Genomic DNA, 15,722 nt, shown 5'->3' with positions numbered 1-15,722 from the left:
GTCGTCTTCATACTGACTGACGGAATTCCCCGCAACCGAAGCTGTACGCCCAGGTTAAGGGTCTTCGGAGCGACGAGGCGCGCCGCTTGACAGACCCTCCGGTGCGAAGGCCAATGACCCATGATCTCCCATGACACAGAGCGCGCCGCCGACGGGACCGCAAGCCGGTCCAATGTCGACCCGGAGGAAGTCCGCCGCTTTGCCGAGCTCGCCGCCGAATGGTGGGACCCGGAAGGCCCGTTCAAGCCGCTCCACCGGATCAATCCGGTTCGTCTCGCCTACCTGCGCGACCGTCTCTGCCAGGCCTTCGAGCGCGATCCGAACCAGGCCCGCAGCCTGGAAGGGCTGCGCATCCTCGATATCGGCTGCGGCGGCGGTCTGGTTTGCGAGCCTCTCACCCGGCTCGGCGCCACCGTCATCGGCATCGATCCCGCCCGGGAGACCGTTTCCGTGGCGCGCGCTCACGCCGGGGGTGCAGGCCTCGACGTGACCTATGAGGCCGCCACGGCCGAGGCGCTGCTGGAGCGCGGCGAGAGCTTCGATGCGGTTCTCGCCCTGGAGGTCGTCGAACACGTGACCGATGTGGGAGCCTTTGTCTCGACGGTGGCGGGACTGACGAAGCCTGGTGGCGCGGTGATTTTCTCCACCATCAATCGCACAATGAAGTCCTATGCGCTCGCCATCGTTGCTGCGGAATACATCCTGCGCTGGGTGCCCGCCGGCACCCATCAATGGGATCGCTTCGTGACCCCGGGCGAGCTGATGGGCGCTTTCCGCGCCGCTGGCCTCACGCCGACCGGCGAGACGGGACTGGTCTACAATCCCATTACCGACGAGTGGCGCCTGAGCAAGGATACGGATGTGAACTATTTCGCCAGCGCCGCCAAGCGGAGCTAGCCGACACGTTTCAAGACGCCGCCCGCACCGGTTCCGGCCGGTGGATCTCCAACTCGAAATCCCGGCTCCCCGACAGGGAAGGCACGGCCTGGCGGGCGCGCACCACTTCGACGGGATCGATATCGGCGATCACGATTTGCGGCGCCTCCCCCGCTTCCGCCAGCACATCGCCCCAAGGCGATACGATCATGCTGTGGCCATGGGTCCATCGTCCCATCTCATGATAACCGCCCTGAGTGGCCGCGAACACGAAGCATCCCGTCTCGATGGCGCGGGCCCGCACCAGCGTGCGCCAATGGGCCCGGCCGGTCTCACGGGTAAAGGCCGATGGAATGGCTAGGAAGGAAGCTCCGGCTTCGGCCAGCGCGCGGTACAGCGCGGGAAACCGGAGGTCGTAGCAGATGGTAAGCCCCAGATCGCCCCAGGGCAGCGAAGCCAGAACCGCCTTGGAGCCGGGGCGATAGGTCTCCGATTCCCGATAGACCTCGCCGTTCGGAAGGTCCACGTCGAACATGTGAAGCTTGTCGTAGCGTGCGGCGATCTCGCCGGAAGGTGCGATCAGGAAGGACCGGTTCGCCAGCTTGTCCGCCGCCACTTTCATGGCGATGGAGCCCACATGCAGCCAGATGCCAAGTTCGCAGGCCAGCTCGCGCATACGCTGCAGCGGCCGGCTTTCCTGCTCTTCTTCTGCCTGGGCAAAAGCGAGCGGCTTATCCAGCTCCATGAGCGCGGTGTTCTCAGGCGTCTGAATATAATCCGCGCCTTCGCTCGCCGCCCGGCGGATCAATGCCTCCGCCGCTTCGAGATTTGGAAGAATGCTTCGCCCGCTGCGGAGCTGCACCAGGGCCGCCCGGAAACGCTCCGGGGTATCGCCGGTCATGCCTTCGCCGAATCCTCGGCAAAAACGGACGTCATCTCAGGTTCGGCCGACAGCCACTGTTCAAGCTTTCCCTCGCGGTCGAGGGTAGCAAGATCCTGATAGCCGCCGACATGGCGCTCATTGATGAAGATCTGGGGCACCGTCCGCTGTCCGCCGGCACGGTTGGTCATTTGCTCGCGCAGTTCCGGATCCCAATCCACGGAGATCTCGTCGAAATCCAGCCCCTTGCTCATCAGGAGCTGCTTGGCGGCGCGGCAATAGCCGCATAGCTGCGTCGTATAGAGGGTAATACGCGCCATACCCTGATCCCTCATCGGTTTGCGGTTTGGTTGGCCCGACAGGCCTCCCTCGTTCGAGCTTAATGTCACGCCAAACTCTCCAACAGGAAGTTAAGGGACCAACGCTGTGGGTTCGACGGCCCGCGCCAGCACCAGGGCATCGACCCTGGCAGCACCGGCCCGTCGCAAGACTCGTGCACACGCTTCGATGGTCGCGCCCGTGGTAATGACGTCGTCAACGAGGACCACTCGCGCCTGTTTCAGTTTTTCCATTCGTTCAGCGTCAACGCCAAACGCGCCGGAAACGTTCCGGCGACGCTGATCGGCGCTCAACCCGACCTGACTCATGGTTTTTTTCAACCGCCGCAGCAATCTTGCGTCTGCCGGCACTCCCGACAAACGAGCCACTTCGGCCGCCAGCAACGCCGATTGGTTGAACCGCCGCGACCACAGCTTGGAGCGGTGGAGCGGGACCGGAATGAGAAGATCGGCATCCCTGAGAAGCTCGCCGCCCGCCTGGGCCAGCCAGCGCCCGAAAAGCGGCAGCCCCTCTTGCCGGTCGCGATATTTGAAGCTTTGGATTAGGTCCCGCATGGTCGTGGTGTAACAGGCAGCGGCCCTCGCCCTGTCATAGGCCGGAGGGTCGGCGATCGCCCCGGCGGACAGCATGACCTCCCCCGTTTCGAAGGGCAGCGGGATTCCGAGGCGGTCGCAAAGGGGAGCCGTGATGAAATCGACCTTGGCCCAGCAATTACCGCAAAGCTGGCCATGGCGGTCGATAGGCTTACGGCAGCCGATGCAGACGGGCGGCAGGAGAAAATCGGCCATCGCACCGAGTGCGCCACGGAACGGCGTGGCGAGGCCGCCCTTCAGCCAGGCGGCCCGTCGCCGCCTCACATGTCCGTCGTTTGCCGATAGATCGCTCATGGTCGGCGAGGATGCTATATCCGGGGCATTCGCCGACCAAGCCTTTCGGTCAGCCGCATCCGACATGGGAACGCACCAATGAACGACCCGGCCCGACCATTCGACCGCGCGCTCTTGCGCCGCCGGCGCGACCGGTACGCCGGCCTGCATCATCGCCACGATTTTCTGTTCGCCCACAGCGCCGAGGAGATCGCCGGCCGCCTCCAGGCGATCCTTCGCGACTTTCCCCTGGCTTTGGATCTCGGAGCCCACCAGGGGCTGCACGGCCGTGCACTGGCCGAGAATCCGAAAATCGGCCAGGTCTTCCACGGTGAACTGAGTGAGGAGCTGGCCCGCGCCTGTCCGCGGCCCGCGCTCGTGTGCGACGAGGAGCGGCTGCCCTTCGCCGATGGAAGCCTCGATCTCGTCGTCTCGGGGCTGAGCCTGCAGCATGTCAACGATCTTCCCGGCGCTCTCATACAGATCCGCCGCGCCCTGAAGCCGGACGGGCTGTTCATGGCAAGCCTGCTCGGCACCCGGACGCTCGAGGAGTTGCGTGAGGCGTTCATCTACGCCGAGGCCGAGGCGCAAGGCGGTGCCAGCCCGCGGGTCGCGCCCTTCCCCGACATAAGGGAAGCCGGCGCCCTGCTCCAGAGGGCGGGCTTCGCACTTCCGGTCACGGATACCGAGACGCTGACGGTCAGCTACGAAAGCCTTTCGGATCTGATGAACGAGATCCGCGGCATGGGCGCGGCGAACGTGCTGAACGAGCGCCGCCGGACACCACTTCTCAGGCGCACCCTGCGCCGCGCCGAAGAGATCTATCGCGAACGCTTCTCGCTTCCCGATGGGCGCATCAAGGCGACGTTCGAGATCGTCTATCTGAGTGGATGGGCGCCCGCCCCGACCCAGCAGAAGCCTCTGCGGCCGGGTAGCGCCAAGCAACGCCTGTCGGACGCGCTGAACACGGAAGAGCGTGGCGCGGGCGAGAAGGCCGGTTTCCCAACTCCCGATGACGGGAGCCCTGACAGTGAGGGTTGAGCGGTAGAGATGGAGTTGGCGTCTTACGCCATCACGCTCATCAAGGCGTTGACCGCTGCCTGATAGGCACCGATGAGGGCATCGGTGAAGAAGGATAGAGCGGCAATGATGGCGATGGAGATCAGCATGAAGAAGGCATACTCCACCGCTGAAGTGCCGTCTTCGGACACGACGAAGCGGCGCCCCGTATCGACAACTCTCCGTTTGAAGTCCTGCAAGCTCGTATGCCTTTTATAGGCGGTCCAGCAGACCGCGCAGCGTGGTCTTAAGCGGTTCGTCGGCCGGCGGCATGTCAAAGCCGGAAAGCTCTTCCGGCCTCACCCATGCCAGCTCCTGCCCCTCGAGAGCCTGCGCTTCGCCGTCCCATCGCCGGCAGAGATAGACCGGCATCAGCAGGTGGAACGCCTCGTAAGCATGGCTCACGAAAGTCAGGGGCTCGATATCGTCTTCGACGACCCGAACACCCAACTCCTCTGAGAGCTCTCGGAGCAACGCTGTCTCGGGGGCCTCCCCCTCGTCCACCTTGCCGCCGGGAAATTCCCAGAGACCTGCCAACGGACGCCCCTCGGGTCGCTTCGCGATCAGGACCGTTCCGTCTGGCTTGAGGAGAACACACGCCGACACAAGCAGAATCTTATGCGTCGAATCTTCCCTCAAATCGTTATTCATGCTCGCAGAATTTGCTTAACAAGGTATGTTTCGCGTCAAGAGCGATAATCGGCGTTGATGGCGACATACTCCTTGGTGAGATCGCAGGTCCAAACCCGCGAAACGCCCTCTCCCACGCCGACATCGACCGAGATCACGAGTTCGGCCTGCTTCATATAGTCCGCGCCGTCCTCTTCCCGGTAGCTGTCCGCCACCTGGCCGTTCTCGGCCACAAGGATGTCGCCGAAGCGGATAGAAAGCCGGTCCCTTTCGGCACGCTCTCCGGCCTTCCCGACCGCCATCACGATCCGCCCCCAATTGGGGTCTTCGCCGGCCAGGGCCGTCTTCACCAAGGGGGAATTCGCGATCGATTTCGCGATTACCTTGGCGGCTTCATCGCTTTCAGCGCCCGCCACGCGGATCTCGGCGAACTTGGTCAGCCCTTCGCCGTCCTTCACGACCTGCAGAGCCAGGTCGAGGCAGAGATCCTCCAGGGCTTCCCGGAAGCCCGCCAGCCGCTCGTCGTCGGCAAGCCCGATGCGCGGTGCGCCACGTTTGGTCGCGGTTCCTGTCGCGAAGAGCAGAAGCGTATCGCTGGTCGAGGTATCGCCGTCTACGGTCACCGAATTGAAGCTCCGCTCCGCCGCCGGCTTCAGCAGGCTTTGCAGCACCTTCGGCTCGATCGCCGCATCGGTGAACAGGAAGGCCAGCATGGTTGCCATATCGGGCGCGATCATGCCCGCGCCCTTGGCGATGCCGTTGAGGGTCACCTCGACCCCGTCAATCTCCGCAGTCCGGGTCGCGAGCTTCGGGAACGTGTCGGTGGTCATGATGGCGCGCGCGGCGCCCTCGAACCCCTCCGGCACGCAAGCCGCCGTCAGCTCCGCCAGCCGGTCGGTGATGCGCTCTGCCTTCAGGGGCTCGCCGATCACACCGGTGGATGCGAGATAGACATCGGCCGGCAAACAGCCCAGGGCGTCCGCGGTCCCTTGCGCGGTCGCCTTGACCGCCGCCTCTCCGAGCTTGCCGGTGAAGGCGTTGGACGTTCCGGAATTCACCACCAGCGCACGCGCCATCCCGTGGCCGAGATGAGTGCGGCACCATTCGACTGGGGCCGATGACGTTTTCGACTGGGTGAGGACCCCGGCCACTGTCGTGCCGGGGTCGAAGGTCGCGAGCAACAGATCGGTCCGGCCCTTGTAGCGGATCCCGGCTTCGCAACTCGCAAGCTTCACGCCCTCGATAGGCGGAAGCGCAGGCAGGACGGCAGGCGCAAACGGCGAAATCTTTGTCACGCTCTAACGCGCTCCCGCCCTGCTCATCGTCATCGGCCTAGTGCTCGGCTTCGATGTCTTCGGCGCCGGCGTCTTCACCGCCCATGGCGCCGGGCGGCACCTCGCCGCGCATCGCTGCGTCCTGCATGGCCTTCTTCACGTCCTCGTCGACGATCTCGATCTTGGCCTCGGACTGAAGCTCCCGAAGCGAGCTCTGCACCTTGCTTTGCAGCAGCTTGCCCATGATCGCTTCCTTCACGTCATCGAATTTGGGCACCTGGCGGGCACGCTCGTCGGTGACCTCGATGATATGCCAGCCGAACTGGGTCTCCACCGGATCCGAAATCTCGCCTTTCTTCAGCTGGAACACCGCGGTCTCGAACGGCTTGACCATCTGGCCCTTGCCGAAAAAGCCCAGATCGCCGTCCTCGGCGCTCGGATCCCGCGACTTCTCCCGGGCGAGCTCGGCAAAATCGGCGCCGTCCTCAAGCTGCTTCTTCACCTCCTCGGCCTCTTCCTTGGTCGGCACGAGGATATGGCGAGCGCGGATTTCCTTCTCTTCCTTCATCTTCTTGGACTGCTCTTCGTAGATGGTCTTGGCGACCTCCTCCGAAATCGCGCCCTCGACCTTCTCGTCGTAATAGGCGTCGCGCAGCGCACGGCGGCGATGATAATCCAGCCGCTCGTCGAAATCGTCGGCCTCGTCGAGCTTGGCCGCTTCGGCGGCCGTCGCCATCAGCTCGTTCTCGATGACGAACTGCACCAGCATCCGGCGGCGCTCGTTCTCCGGAAAGCTCGAAAGCTGACCGCCAACCTCGGCAGCGGCGAAATCGAGATCCTGCTCGGTGATGTCATGGCCGTTGACCCGGGCGACGACATTGTCGTCGGCGGCGGCTGCCGGAAAGGCGTAGAATGTGATGAAAGCTGCTGCGAGCAGCATGATGCTTGGGCGTTTCACGGGATTTGTATCCTTTTTTCGGCCCGCCTCGGATCGCCCCGGAGAGACGAGTTCGTCTTCGCGAGAGCAGGCGTTTCGCTCGCTTCCCCCGGGCGCCTACATAAACCTTGCAAGGGTGCGCTGCCAAGACGCGATTTGGCAGAAGTCTTAAGGTGAACTGGCACCTCAAGCGTCCTTATGTGCTGGCTCGACGACATTCTCTTCCGCAGCATCGGGTGGGCACCGGCGCCGTCGGTCTTCGCGTTGACAAGGTTCCGGGGTCCACTTATGTCTCACCCGACTGTTTCCGGCGGCTTTCGGTCGCCTTTTGCAGGGCAACGTCCTTTTCCGGGCGGAAGAAGAGCGCCGAAACAGCCGGTTTTCGAATGCCCCGCCGAGCCTGGAAATCTCCGGCCCCGGAGCAAATTGTTCTGTTGCTCGCCATCCCCTGCAATGCGGATGCTCTTAAAGGCTTGACCCATGCTCTCGATCGGCAATCTCGCCGCTAAAGTCTTCGGCACTTCCAACGACCGCAAGCTGAAGAAGTACTACGGCCTGATCGAGGCGACGAACGCCCTCGAGCCCGAGGTCGAGAAGCTGTCGGACGCCGATCTTCGCCAGCGCACCATCGAGTTCCGCAAGCGGGTCGCCGACGGCGAAAGCCTCGAAAGCCTGATGCCGGAAGCCTTCGCTACGGTTCGCGAGGCCGCCAAGCGCACCCTTGGCCAGCGCCACTTCGATGTGCAGCTCATGGGCGGCATGGTCCTCCACGAAGGTCGCATCGCCGAGATGAAGACCGGTGAAGGCAAGACACTCGTGGCGACCCTTCCGGTCTATCTGAACGCTCTCGCCGGCAAGGGCGTGCACGTCGTCACGGTCAACGACTACCTGGCCAAGCGCGATGCCGCCTGGATGGGCCAGGTCTATGAATTCCTTGGCCTCACCGTCGGCTGCATTCTCCACGATCTCGGCGACGAAGAGCGCCACGCCGCCTATGCCGCCGACGTGACCTACGGCACCAACAACGAATTCGGCTTCGACTATCTGCGCGACAACATGAAGTACGCGATCGAGGACATGGTCCAGCGCGATCACTTCTACGCCATCGTCGACGAGGTCGACTCGATCCTGATCGACGAGGCGCGCACCCCGCTGATCATCTCCGGCCCTCTTGAGGATCGCTCCGAGCTCTACATCACCATCGACAAGTTTCTGCCGGAGCTCGTCGATGAGGATTACGAGGTCGACGAGAAGCAGCGCACCGTCACCCTCACCGAGGCAGGCAACGAGCATCTCGAGCAGCTGCTGACCGACGCGGATCTGTTGAAGGGCGAATCCCTCTACGACACTGAGAATGTCAGCGTGGTTCATCACGTGAACCAGGCTCTGCGCGCCCACAAACTGTTCCAGCGGGACAAGGACTACATCGTCAAGAACGGCGAGGTCGTCATCATCGACGAATTCACCGGACGCATGATGTCCGGCCGCCGCTATTCCGAAGGTCTGCACCAGGCCCTTGAAGCCAAGGAAGGCGTGAAGATCCAGCCGGAGAACCAGACTCTCGCCTCGATCACCTTCCAGAACTATTTCCGCCTTTACAACAAGCTTTCGGGCATGACCGGCACGGCGCTGACCGAGCAGGACGAGTTCATGGACATCTACGGCCTCGACGTCGTGGAGGTGCCCACCAACCGTCCCATGCAGCGGCGCGACGAAGACGACGAGGTCTACCGCTCGGCCGGCGAGAAATACAAAGCCATTGTCGAGCGAATCAAGGACGCCCAGAAGCAGGGCCAGCCCTGCCTGGTCGGCACCACCTCCATCGAGAAGTCGGAGCTTCTGGCCGACATTCTCAAGAAGGAGAAGGTGCCCCATAACGTCCTGAACGCCCGCTATCACGAGCAGGAAGCCCAGATCATCGCCCAGGCCGGCGTGCCGGGCGCCGTGACCATCGCCACCAACATGGCCGGCCGCGGCACCGACATCCAGCTCGGCGGCAACTGGGAGATGCTGCTCGAAACCTGGATCGAAGAGCAGCAGGAAAAGGGCAAAGAGCCCGACGATCTCGCCATCCAGCGCAAGAAGGACGAGATCATGTCCCAGATTGCGACCGGGAAGGAGAAGGCGCTTGCCGCCGGCGGTCTCTACGTCATCGGCACCGAGCGTCACGAGAGCCGCCGCATCGACAATCAGCTTCGCGGCCGTTCCGGCCGTCAGGGCGATCCGGGCCGCTCCCATTTCTACCTGTCTCTCGAAGACGACCTGATGCGCATCTTCGGCTCCGACCGCATGGACGGGATGCTGAAGGCGCTCGGTCTCCAGGAGGGCGAAGCGATCGTCCATCCCTGGATCAACAAGGCCCTGGAAAAAGCCCAGGCCAAGGTTGAGGGCCGCAACTTCGACATCCGCAAGAACCTTCTCAAATACGACGACGTGATGAATGACCAGCGGAAGGTCATCTTCGAGCAGCGTCGCGAGCTTATGACGGAGACCGACCTCAACGAGACCATCGCCGACATGCGCCAGCAGGTGGTCGAGGATCTCGTCTCCAAGCACATCCCCGAGAAGTCCTACGCCGAGCAGTGGGATATCGAGGGGCTCGACGAGGACGTGAAGGAGATCTTCGACCTCAATCTTCCCATCGCCGACTGGGCGAAGGAGGAAGGCATCGCAGAGCAGGAGATCACCGAGCGCCTGTTGACCGCGGCCGACGAGAAGGCCGCGAAGAAGGCCAGCGACTTCGGTCCCGACACCATGCGCCAGATCGAGAAGGCGGTGCTCCTGCAGACCCTGGACAATCTCTGGCGCGAGCATCTGGTGACACTGGACCATCTGCGCCAGGTCATCGGACTGCGCGGCTACGGCCAGCGGGATCCGCTCAACGAATACAAGGGCGAGAGCTTCACCCTCTTCGAATCCATGCTCGGCCATCTGCGCGAGGCGGTGACCCGTCAGCTCATGCATGTCCAGCGCGCCGAGCAGGAGCCGCCTCAGCTTGAAGAGCCGGAAATGTTCGCTCACCATTTCGACCCGCGCACCGGCGAGGACGAGTTCGCCCTGGCCGAGGCGGAGGCGAGTGGTGTCACCGAGGGCGTGGCCAAGACGCGCTCGGCACGCTCGCGCAGCACGGACATCAATCCGAACGACCCCACAACCTGGGGCAAGGTCCCGCGCAACGCTGCCTGCCCGTGTGGATCGGGCAAGAAGTACAAGCATTGCCACGGAGCCTATTCTCCGCGATAGCATCCGCTTAGGCCGGGTGCGGACGCATCCGGTCTCTTTTCCGCACCATGAAGAGGATAGCGTCGACCTGCTTCATCATCCGATGACGCCCCCCGGCAGCGGATCCTCGCCACCATGACGCTCGATCTCGGCTTTATCGATCAGCGCTTTCTAGCCTTCGCCATCGTGATCGGCATGATGGCCCTTTTCGCCTGGGGGCGCTGGCGCTACGACTTCGTCGCGCTCTTCTCGCTCCTGGCGTCCATCGCCGTGGGCATCGTGCCTCCGGACCGCGCCTTCACGGGCTTCAGCAACGACATCGTCATCATCGTGGGCACCGCACTTGTGGTCAGCGCCGCGATCAGCAAATCCGGCGTGATCGAGCGCATCGCCCGCAGCGTCGGCGGCCTGCTCACCACCACCAACCGGCAGATCTTCGCTCTGGTCGGTTCGGTAACCGCCATGTCCGGCTTCGTAAAGAATATCGGCGCGCTCACCATGCTGATGCCCGTCGCCTTCCAGCTCGCGCGCCGGACCGGCACCTCGCCCTCCTCTCTACTCATGCCCATGGCGTTCGGCTCGCTGCTCGGCGGCACGGTGACCCTGATCGGCACCTCGCCCAACATCATCGTCTCCGGGCTCCGCGAGGACATTCTCGGCAAGCCCTACACCATGTTCGACTTCGCCCCCGTGGGCATCATCCTCTCGGTGGTCGGCGTCGTCTTCCTCATCTTTGGCTGGCGCATGCTGCCCCAAGGGCGCAAGGGCGCGCCCACCATGGATGCGGCCTTCAACCTGGAGGCCTACACCACCGAGGTCAGCGTGCCCGAGGACTCGCCCTGCGTGGACATCACCATCCGCGCCTTCGAGGATCTGTCCGAGAACGAGGTCGAGGTCATCGCGCATTTCCGGGACCGCCGCCGTCGCTATCAGCCCGCAGGCAACGTGGTCATAAAGCCCGGCGACGTCCTCATCCTTCAGGGCGAGCCTGAAGCGCTCGAGCGCATCGTCGTGCTCGAAAAGCTCAAGCTCGTCCAATCAGACGACGCCGCCGTCGACACGCCCCGAGACGATATCGGCCTCATGGAAGCGGTGATCACCAAGGAGTCGGAGCTGGTGGGCGTCACGGTCCATCAGATCAAGCTGTTCGACCGCCATGGCGTCACCCTGCTCGCGGTGAGCCGCCGCGGCCGCCGCATCGCCAATCGTCTCCGCCAGGTCAGGCTCCAGGCCGGCGACGTGATCGTGCTGCGGGGCGACCTCACCCAAATGCCCGAGACTCTGGGGGCGCTCCACTGCCTGCCCCTCGCCGAACGCGCGATCCGCATCGACCGGACGCCGAGCTACCTCCCCGTCGGCATCTTGGCTGCGGCCATGGTGCTGGTGGCCCTCGGCTACGTCCCGGTTACCGTGGCCTTCTTCGGCGCCGCCGTGCTGCTTCTCCTGTTCCGCTCCCTCACCCTCAAGGAAGCTTACGATGCGATCGACTGGCCGATCCTGATCATGCTGGGCGCGCTGATCCCGGTTTCCGACGCCCTGCGCACCACCGGCGGCACCGAACTCATCGGCATGTGGCTATCGGAAGCCGGCACGTATCTTCCCGCTATGGGCAGTCTCCTGCTCATCATGGCCGTCGCCATGGCGGTCACGCCCTTCCTGAACAATGCCGCCACCGTTCTTGTGATGGCGCCCATCGCTGCGAGCTTCGCCAAGCAGCTTGGCGAAAATCCCGACCCGTTCCTGATGGGCGTGGCCATCGGCGCGGCATGCGACTTCCTCACCCCCATCGGCCACCAGTGCAACACGCTGGTTATGGGACCGGGCGGCTATCGGTTCGGGGATTATTGGCGCCTGGGCCTGCCCTTGAGCATCATCGTGCTCCTGGTCGGCGCGCCTGCCATCGCGTTCTTCTGGCCGTTTTGAGGTCGACTGCGAAACGTATGCCTGCATTCGAACGGGATCAGTCTTGCCGCCTAGCTAGTTTCCGATCTAGCTCCCGGTCTTCCCAACGCTGACCGATCCATAGAACGGCAAACCACAGCAAGAAAAAGACCCCAATCGCGCCCCAAACACCGAGACCAAATAATCGGTCACCAAAGAACAAGACCACAAACGGGACAGCGGTCAGCACAAGATACCATACAGGTACCCGCCGACCTGCCACTTTGACTTCTATCATCGACACCCCCTGGGCTGAGGATCAATACACACCCAACAGAGCATAAATGCCGCCTTGGACCGAAGGAAACACTGCGGCTACTTGCTAACCGCCTTAGCCAGCGGTCCCGGACAGCCTTCCTCGACCTCCGGCGCGGGCGCACCCTTCTCGCCTGGCGCGAATGCATACCGCCCATCGCAGACACTCGCCTTCGGCGGCACGTGGCTCTTCTCGAACAGGTCGTTGCCGGCCTTGAGCTCGGCCCAGAAGTCCTTCCAGGCATAGCCCTGACGGAGCGACATGTTGCGCTCCGTCATCCGGAACGGGAGCGCCATGACGGCGAACCGTTCCTGACCGTTATCCAAAGCGGCCGTCACCAGCTTCCAGATTTCGTCCACCACATCGTTGGTCATGGCGTAGCAGCCCACCGAGGCGCAGCCCCATGCACCATGAGGTACGACCCGGTCCGCCCATGGGATTTGTCGAATGTGTTCGGAAAGCCGAGATTGAATGAGCGATGCCAGCGGCTGTTAGGGTTCAGCTGGCTCTCGCTCACCGTGTAGTAGCCCTCCGGCGCCTGGAGGTCGCCCTCCTGCTGCTTCGGCCCCAGCCGCCCGGACCAGTAGCAGATGGGATAGGTGGCAACGCGGACATACTCTCCGTCCTCCCGCGCCATCCAGAGCTCCAGCTCCGATTCCAGCTTGAACAGGCGGATGAAGACGGGATCGCCGACCTTCACCCCTTCGGCCTTAAGCCGCTCGTCGAGCTTCGCCAAGTCGGGAGTGCCCGGCAGCGGACGATCGGCGCCCCAGCGCGCCACGTTCTCGGCCCGCTTGGCATTGATCGCCAGCCGGTCGAGCATATCCCGTCCGTCGTGGCTCATCGCAAAGATGGCCGCGCCGATACCCACGGCCACGAGGATCGCAAAGAGAATGCGCCAGATCATGGGCGCAAAGTGCCCTGCTCAATCGGGCTTTGCCAAGGCGAATTTGGACCCGCGCCGGCCGGCACACGGCGTCCGCTAGAACTTCCAGCTCGCCCGGCCCTTGATGCCGTGCTCGTCGGCCTCGGAGGCGAACTGTCCGTCATAGGCAAAGCTGAGCGTCGCATTCGGCGAGATCGCAAAGTCGAGGCCGACAGTCACCAGCGCGCTGTCACGCGCGATCGGCGTTCCCTGTATGGAGAAATCCGGCCCTGCCGACGCGAAGGCCAGCGCCAAATCCGTATCCACGCTGTCGAACGCGTGCAGCCACGCAATCGAGAGGCTGGGCGTCACGACCGTCCCACCCATAGTCATCGTCGTGGCGGCCCGGACACCGGTCGTGGAATACGTCACATCTTCGTTGTAGCCGGCGGACCGCAATGCTGCGAGCGCACCAGACTCCGTGAACCCGTCGGTCTCCTGGTGCACGTAAGCGAGGCCGGTGGAGCTCTCGAAGCCGATATCCCGGTAGAGGAACGGATAGGCGATCTCGCCGAAGAGCTGGCCCCGGTCGCCGTCATAGGAGGCGTCCTCGAACTCCGAGAATCCGGGGAACACCACGTAGCGGGACGTCTCTATGTCCTGCCAGGACCATGCCCCGCCGCCGCGCACGTTGAACCGCTCCACCTTGCCGGAGCCGTAGAGCACGAGGTGATAGGCATCGACGTTCGCGCTGCTCAGCCGCGCATTCTCGTCGAGTCCGGTATAGGTGTAACCGGCCGCGAGACCGGCCCGCCAGCCAGGCATCACCTCGGCGTCCACGCCGGAGATGAAGCCGCCCATATCGCGATCCAGGCTGGCCGCGTTTCCGTTGCCGTCGAAGTTCGCCCAGGACCCGAACCCTTGGGTCCAGAAGGTCGGGCCTTCGGCGACGGGAAGCGGCGACGTATCCGAACCCAGATCCTTGGAGCCGTAGCCCAGCATCATCATGCCGGATGTATTTTGCGGACCGCCGGACCCGAGGCCCGTGCCGTCGTAAGAGGCCTGGATCATCCGGCCCATGACCGCGTCGCGGACATGCCGTCCTTCGTCCAGCAGCGCCCTGCCGACCGAGGCATGGATCTCGCCGGACAGAGCATCGAACGCCTGGCGCGCCCCGGCTTCCGTCTGGTTCAGGATATCGAGGAAGAGCTCGTTATTCGTTGGAAGGACATCCAACGCGCCCGCCACAGCCCGTTGATTGGGAGTCCGCGCGACATCGGCGAAAAGGGTCTCGTTGCGCTTCAACACCAGATAGACGTTCCGCGCATCGTAGAGCAGCGACGGATCGAGAAACGAGAAATTGCTCGTGACATCGGAGAACCGGCCGGTCAGCGCATCGGCCGTCAAAATCGTGTAGCGGGTCGAGGGCGCATAGGCGCCCCCCTCAGCGAGCACGCTCACCTTGGCGCCGTTGATCGTCGCCGTCTGGCCGACGGCAATCAGATCGGATTTGCCGGCCGCATCGACCTCAACCTGATAGGTGGCGCCGCTATTCAGCGTCACGTTGCCGGAGAATCTCAGCGTACCGATCGAATTGCCGGGGGCGATAGATCCCCGATCGATCGAAAGATCTCCGATCAGGCCGCTGCCGCCGATCGTGCCGCCATTCATGATGACGGCCGAATCGGCAATGGAGCCGTTCACGATGAGGTTCCCACCGTAAATGGTCGTCTGGCCCGTATAAGTGTTGATGCCGTTCAGGATCGTCGTCCCGGCGCCGGATTTGATCAGCGAACCGGAATTCGAACCGTTGCCCGTATCGTCGGCGATCGCGTCGTTGATGGTCTGAACGTCGCCGGAATCAGGCTGAAAGTTCACCGCGGCATTCTGGAGGAAGATCCCCGCGCCCGCCTGCTTTCCGTCCTTGCCGTTTCCATGCCCCGACCCGGCCGTCGTGTCGCCGCCGCCCATCTGGCCTGCGCCCTTGATGATCAGCGTACCGCCTTGGCGCACGAAGATCGCACCGCCGTAAGCCGCGCCACCACCGCCGCCGGAGGTCCCGGCATCGCCACCGCCGAAACCACCCGTTCCGGCACCGCCGAAACCTGCGGCGCCGCCGCCTCCGAAGCCGCCGCTGCCGCCATCGCCGAGAGCGCCTTCACCGCCGCCGGCACCGTATCCGCCATTGCCGCCATCGACACCGAGGGCACTTCCGCCGCCCCCGCCGAAGTCTCCGCCGTTCCCGGCCCTTGTCCCGGGGAAGCCCTGACCGGCACCGCCACCGCCGCCTAGATAGCCTCCATCTCCGCCATTGGACTCGCGCAGACTGCTGGCACTCCCTGCGCCTCCACCGCCGCCGCCAAAGCCGCCGTTGCCGCCCGAGACGTTGTTGGTGACTTCATTGTTGCCGCCGCCGCCACCACCGCCAAATAAGGCGCCGTCGCCGCCAGCTTGGTGGTTCCGCCACCACCACCGCCACCGCCTTCGGCCCGTCCATCATCGCCGCTGAATTCGACAAAGCCGCCGTGGCCCCCTTCGGCACCGCCGCCGTCGCCGCCGGTTAGAGTGCCCGCGTTG

The 15,722-nt window shown here is 63.9% G+C and carries 15 protein-coding genes and 1 pseudogene; 5 read left to right on the top strand and 11 right to left on the bottom strand.

Annotated elements, in window-relative coordinates; genetic code table 11:
• Nucleotides 1-120 precede the first annotated feature (120 nt).
• Complete coding sequence (gene ubiG, locus A7A08_RS06515) at nt 121-897, top strand: bifunctional 2-polyprenyl-6-hydroxyphenol methylase/3-demethylubiquinol 3-O-methyltransferase UbiG (RefSeq protein WP_069094724.1); 777 nt, start codon at nt 121-123, stop codon at nt 895-897.
• A gap of 10 nt (nt 898-907) precedes the next feature.
• Here ubiG and A7A08_RS06510 read toward each other — a convergent pair whose 3' ends face one another.
• The 3 genes from A7A08_RS06510 to A7A08_RS06500 all read right to left on the bottom strand — a co-directional run bounded on the left by A7A08_RS06510 (nt 908) and on the right by A7A08_RS06500 (nt 2,982).
• Nucleotides 908-1,777, bottom strand: a complete 870-nt coding sequence (locus A7A08_RS06510) for a carbon-nitrogen hydrolase family protein (RefSeq protein WP_069094723.1) — start codon at nt 1,775-1,777, stop codon at nt 908-910.
• Nucleotides 1,774-2,076, bottom strand: a complete 303-nt coding sequence (gene grxC / locus A7A08_RS06505; RefSeq protein WP_069094722.1) for a glutaredoxin 3 — start codon at nt 2,074-2,076, stop codon at nt 1,774-1,776. The genes A7A08_RS06510 and grxC overlap by 4 nt, the downstream gene beginning before the upstream one ends.
• Nucleotides 2,077-2,166: 90 nt before the next feature.
• Nucleotides 2,167-2,982, bottom strand: coding sequence for a ComF family protein (locus A7A08_RS06500; RefSeq protein ID WP_069094721.1), 816 nt, complete (start codon nt 2,980-2,982; stop codon nt 2,167-2,169).
• A gap of 78 nt (nt 2,983-3,060) precedes the next feature.
• On the opposite strand from A7A08_RS06500, the gene A7A08_RS06495 reads away from it, so the two are divergent.
• On the top strand, nt 3,061-4,002 hold the full coding sequence (locus A7A08_RS06495; RefSeq protein WP_069094720.1) for a methyltransferase domain-containing protein: 942 nt from the start codon (nt 3,061-3,063) through the stop codon (nt 4,000-4,002).
• Between the two features lie 23 nt (nt 4,003-4,025).
• On the opposite strand, the gene A7A08_RS15925 is transcribed toward A7A08_RS06495, so the two are convergent.
• From A7A08_RS15925 to A7A08_RS06480, 4 genes are read right to left on the bottom strand one after another with little or no spacing between them, the layout of a single operon-like run.
• The gene (locus A7A08_RS15925) at nt 4,026-4,220 is read right to left on the bottom strand and encodes a Flp family type IVb pilin (RefSeq protein WP_141693881.1); all 195 of its coding nucleotides are present in this window, start codon (nt 4,218-4,220) and stop codon (nt 4,026-4,028) included.
• A gap of 13 nt (nt 4,221-4,233) precedes the next feature.
• Nucleotides 4,234-4,671 carry a (deoxy)nucleoside triphosphate pyrophosphohydrolase gene (locus tag A7A08_RS06490; RefSeq protein WP_069094719.1) on the bottom strand — a complete coding sequence of 146 codons (438 nt, stop codon included), beginning with the start codon at nt 4,669-4,671 and terminating at the stop codon, nt 4,234-4,236.
• A 35-nt stretch (nt 4,672-4,706) separates the two neighbouring features.
• On the bottom strand, nt 4,707-5,945 hold the full coding sequence (gene argJ, locus A7A08_RS06485; protein WP_069094718.1) for a bifunctional glutamate N-acetyltransferase/amino-acid acetyltransferase ArgJ: 1,239 nt from the start codon (nt 5,943-5,945) through the stop codon (nt 4,707-4,709).
• 37 nt (nt 5,946-5,982) lie between these two features.
• Entirely contained in the window at nt 5,983-6,882 is a 900-nt protein-coding gene (locus tag A7A08_RS06480; protein ID WP_245290836.1) for a peptidylprolyl isomerase, read from the bottom strand.
• Between the two features lie 459 nt (nt 6,883-7,341).
• Between A7A08_RS06480 and secA the strand changes: the two genes are divergently transcribed.
• Together secA and A7A08_RS06470 are read left to right on the top strand one after the other, a co-directional pair.
• A complete protein-coding gene (secA, locus tag A7A08_RS06475) occupies nt 7,342-10,104 on the top strand; it encodes a preprotein translocase subunit SecA (RefSeq protein WP_069094716.1) in 2,763 nt (920 codons plus the stop codon).
• A 114-nt stretch (nt 10,105-10,218) separates the two neighbouring features.
• Nucleotides 10,219-12,006: an SLC13 family permease gene (locus A7A08_RS06470; RefSeq protein WP_069094715.1), complete on the top strand. Its 1,788-nt coding sequence runs from the start codon at nt 10,219-10,221 to the stop codon at nt 12,004-12,006.
• Nucleotides 12,007-12,339: 333 nt separating this feature from the next.
• On the opposite strand, the gene A7A08_RS06465 is transcribed toward A7A08_RS06470, so the two are convergent.
• The 3 genes from A7A08_RS06465 to A7A08_RS06455 all read right to left on the bottom strand — a co-directional run bounded on the left by A7A08_RS06465 (nt 12,340) and on the right by A7A08_RS06455 (nt 15,158).
• A complete protein-coding gene (locus tag A7A08_RS06465) occupies nt 12,340-12,654 on the bottom strand; it encodes a hypothetical protein (protein ID WP_141693880.1) in 315 nt (104 codons plus the stop codon).
• Nucleotides 12,651-13,187, bottom strand: a complete 537-nt coding sequence (locus tag A7A08_RS06460) for a L,D-transpeptidase family protein (RefSeq protein WP_069094713.1) — start codon at nt 13,185-13,187, stop codon at nt 12,651-12,653. Before A7A08_RS06460 ends, A7A08_RS06465 begins: the two co-directional genes overlap by 4 nt.
• A gap of 75 nt (nt 13,188-13,262) precedes the next feature.
• Nucleotides 13,263-15,158 carry an autotransporter family protein gene (locus A7A08_RS06455; RefSeq protein WP_141693879.1) on the bottom strand — a complete coding sequence of 632 codons (1,896 nt, stop codon included), beginning with the start codon at nt 15,156-15,158 and terminating at the stop codon, nt 13,263-13,265.
• Here A7A08_RS06455 and A7A08_RS16490 point away from each other — a divergent pair.
• Nucleotides 15,150-15,437: a hypothetical protein gene (locus A7A08_RS16490; protein ID WP_208430587.1), complete on the top strand. Its 288-nt coding sequence runs from the start codon at nt 15,150-15,152 to the stop codon at nt 15,435-15,437. The genes A7A08_RS06455 and A7A08_RS16490 overlap by 9 nt on opposite strands.
• On the opposite strand, the pseudogene A7A08_RS16485 reads toward A7A08_RS16490, so the two are convergent.
• Nucleotides 15,434-15,722, bottom strand: a pseudogene (locus A7A08_RS16485) (hypothetical protein); the annotation flags it as partial. The gene A7A08_RS16490 and the pseudogene A7A08_RS16485 overlap by 4 nt on opposite strands.

Origin of the sequence: Methyloligella halotolerans (genome assembly GCF_001708935.1) — a bacterium.
GTDB lineage: Bacteria > Pseudomonadota > Alphaproteobacteria > Rhizobiales > Methyloligellaceae > Methyloligella > Methyloligella halotolerans.
Note: the sequence above shows the minus strand (reverse complement) of the source record. Positions and strands in the feature narration are given on the sequence as shown.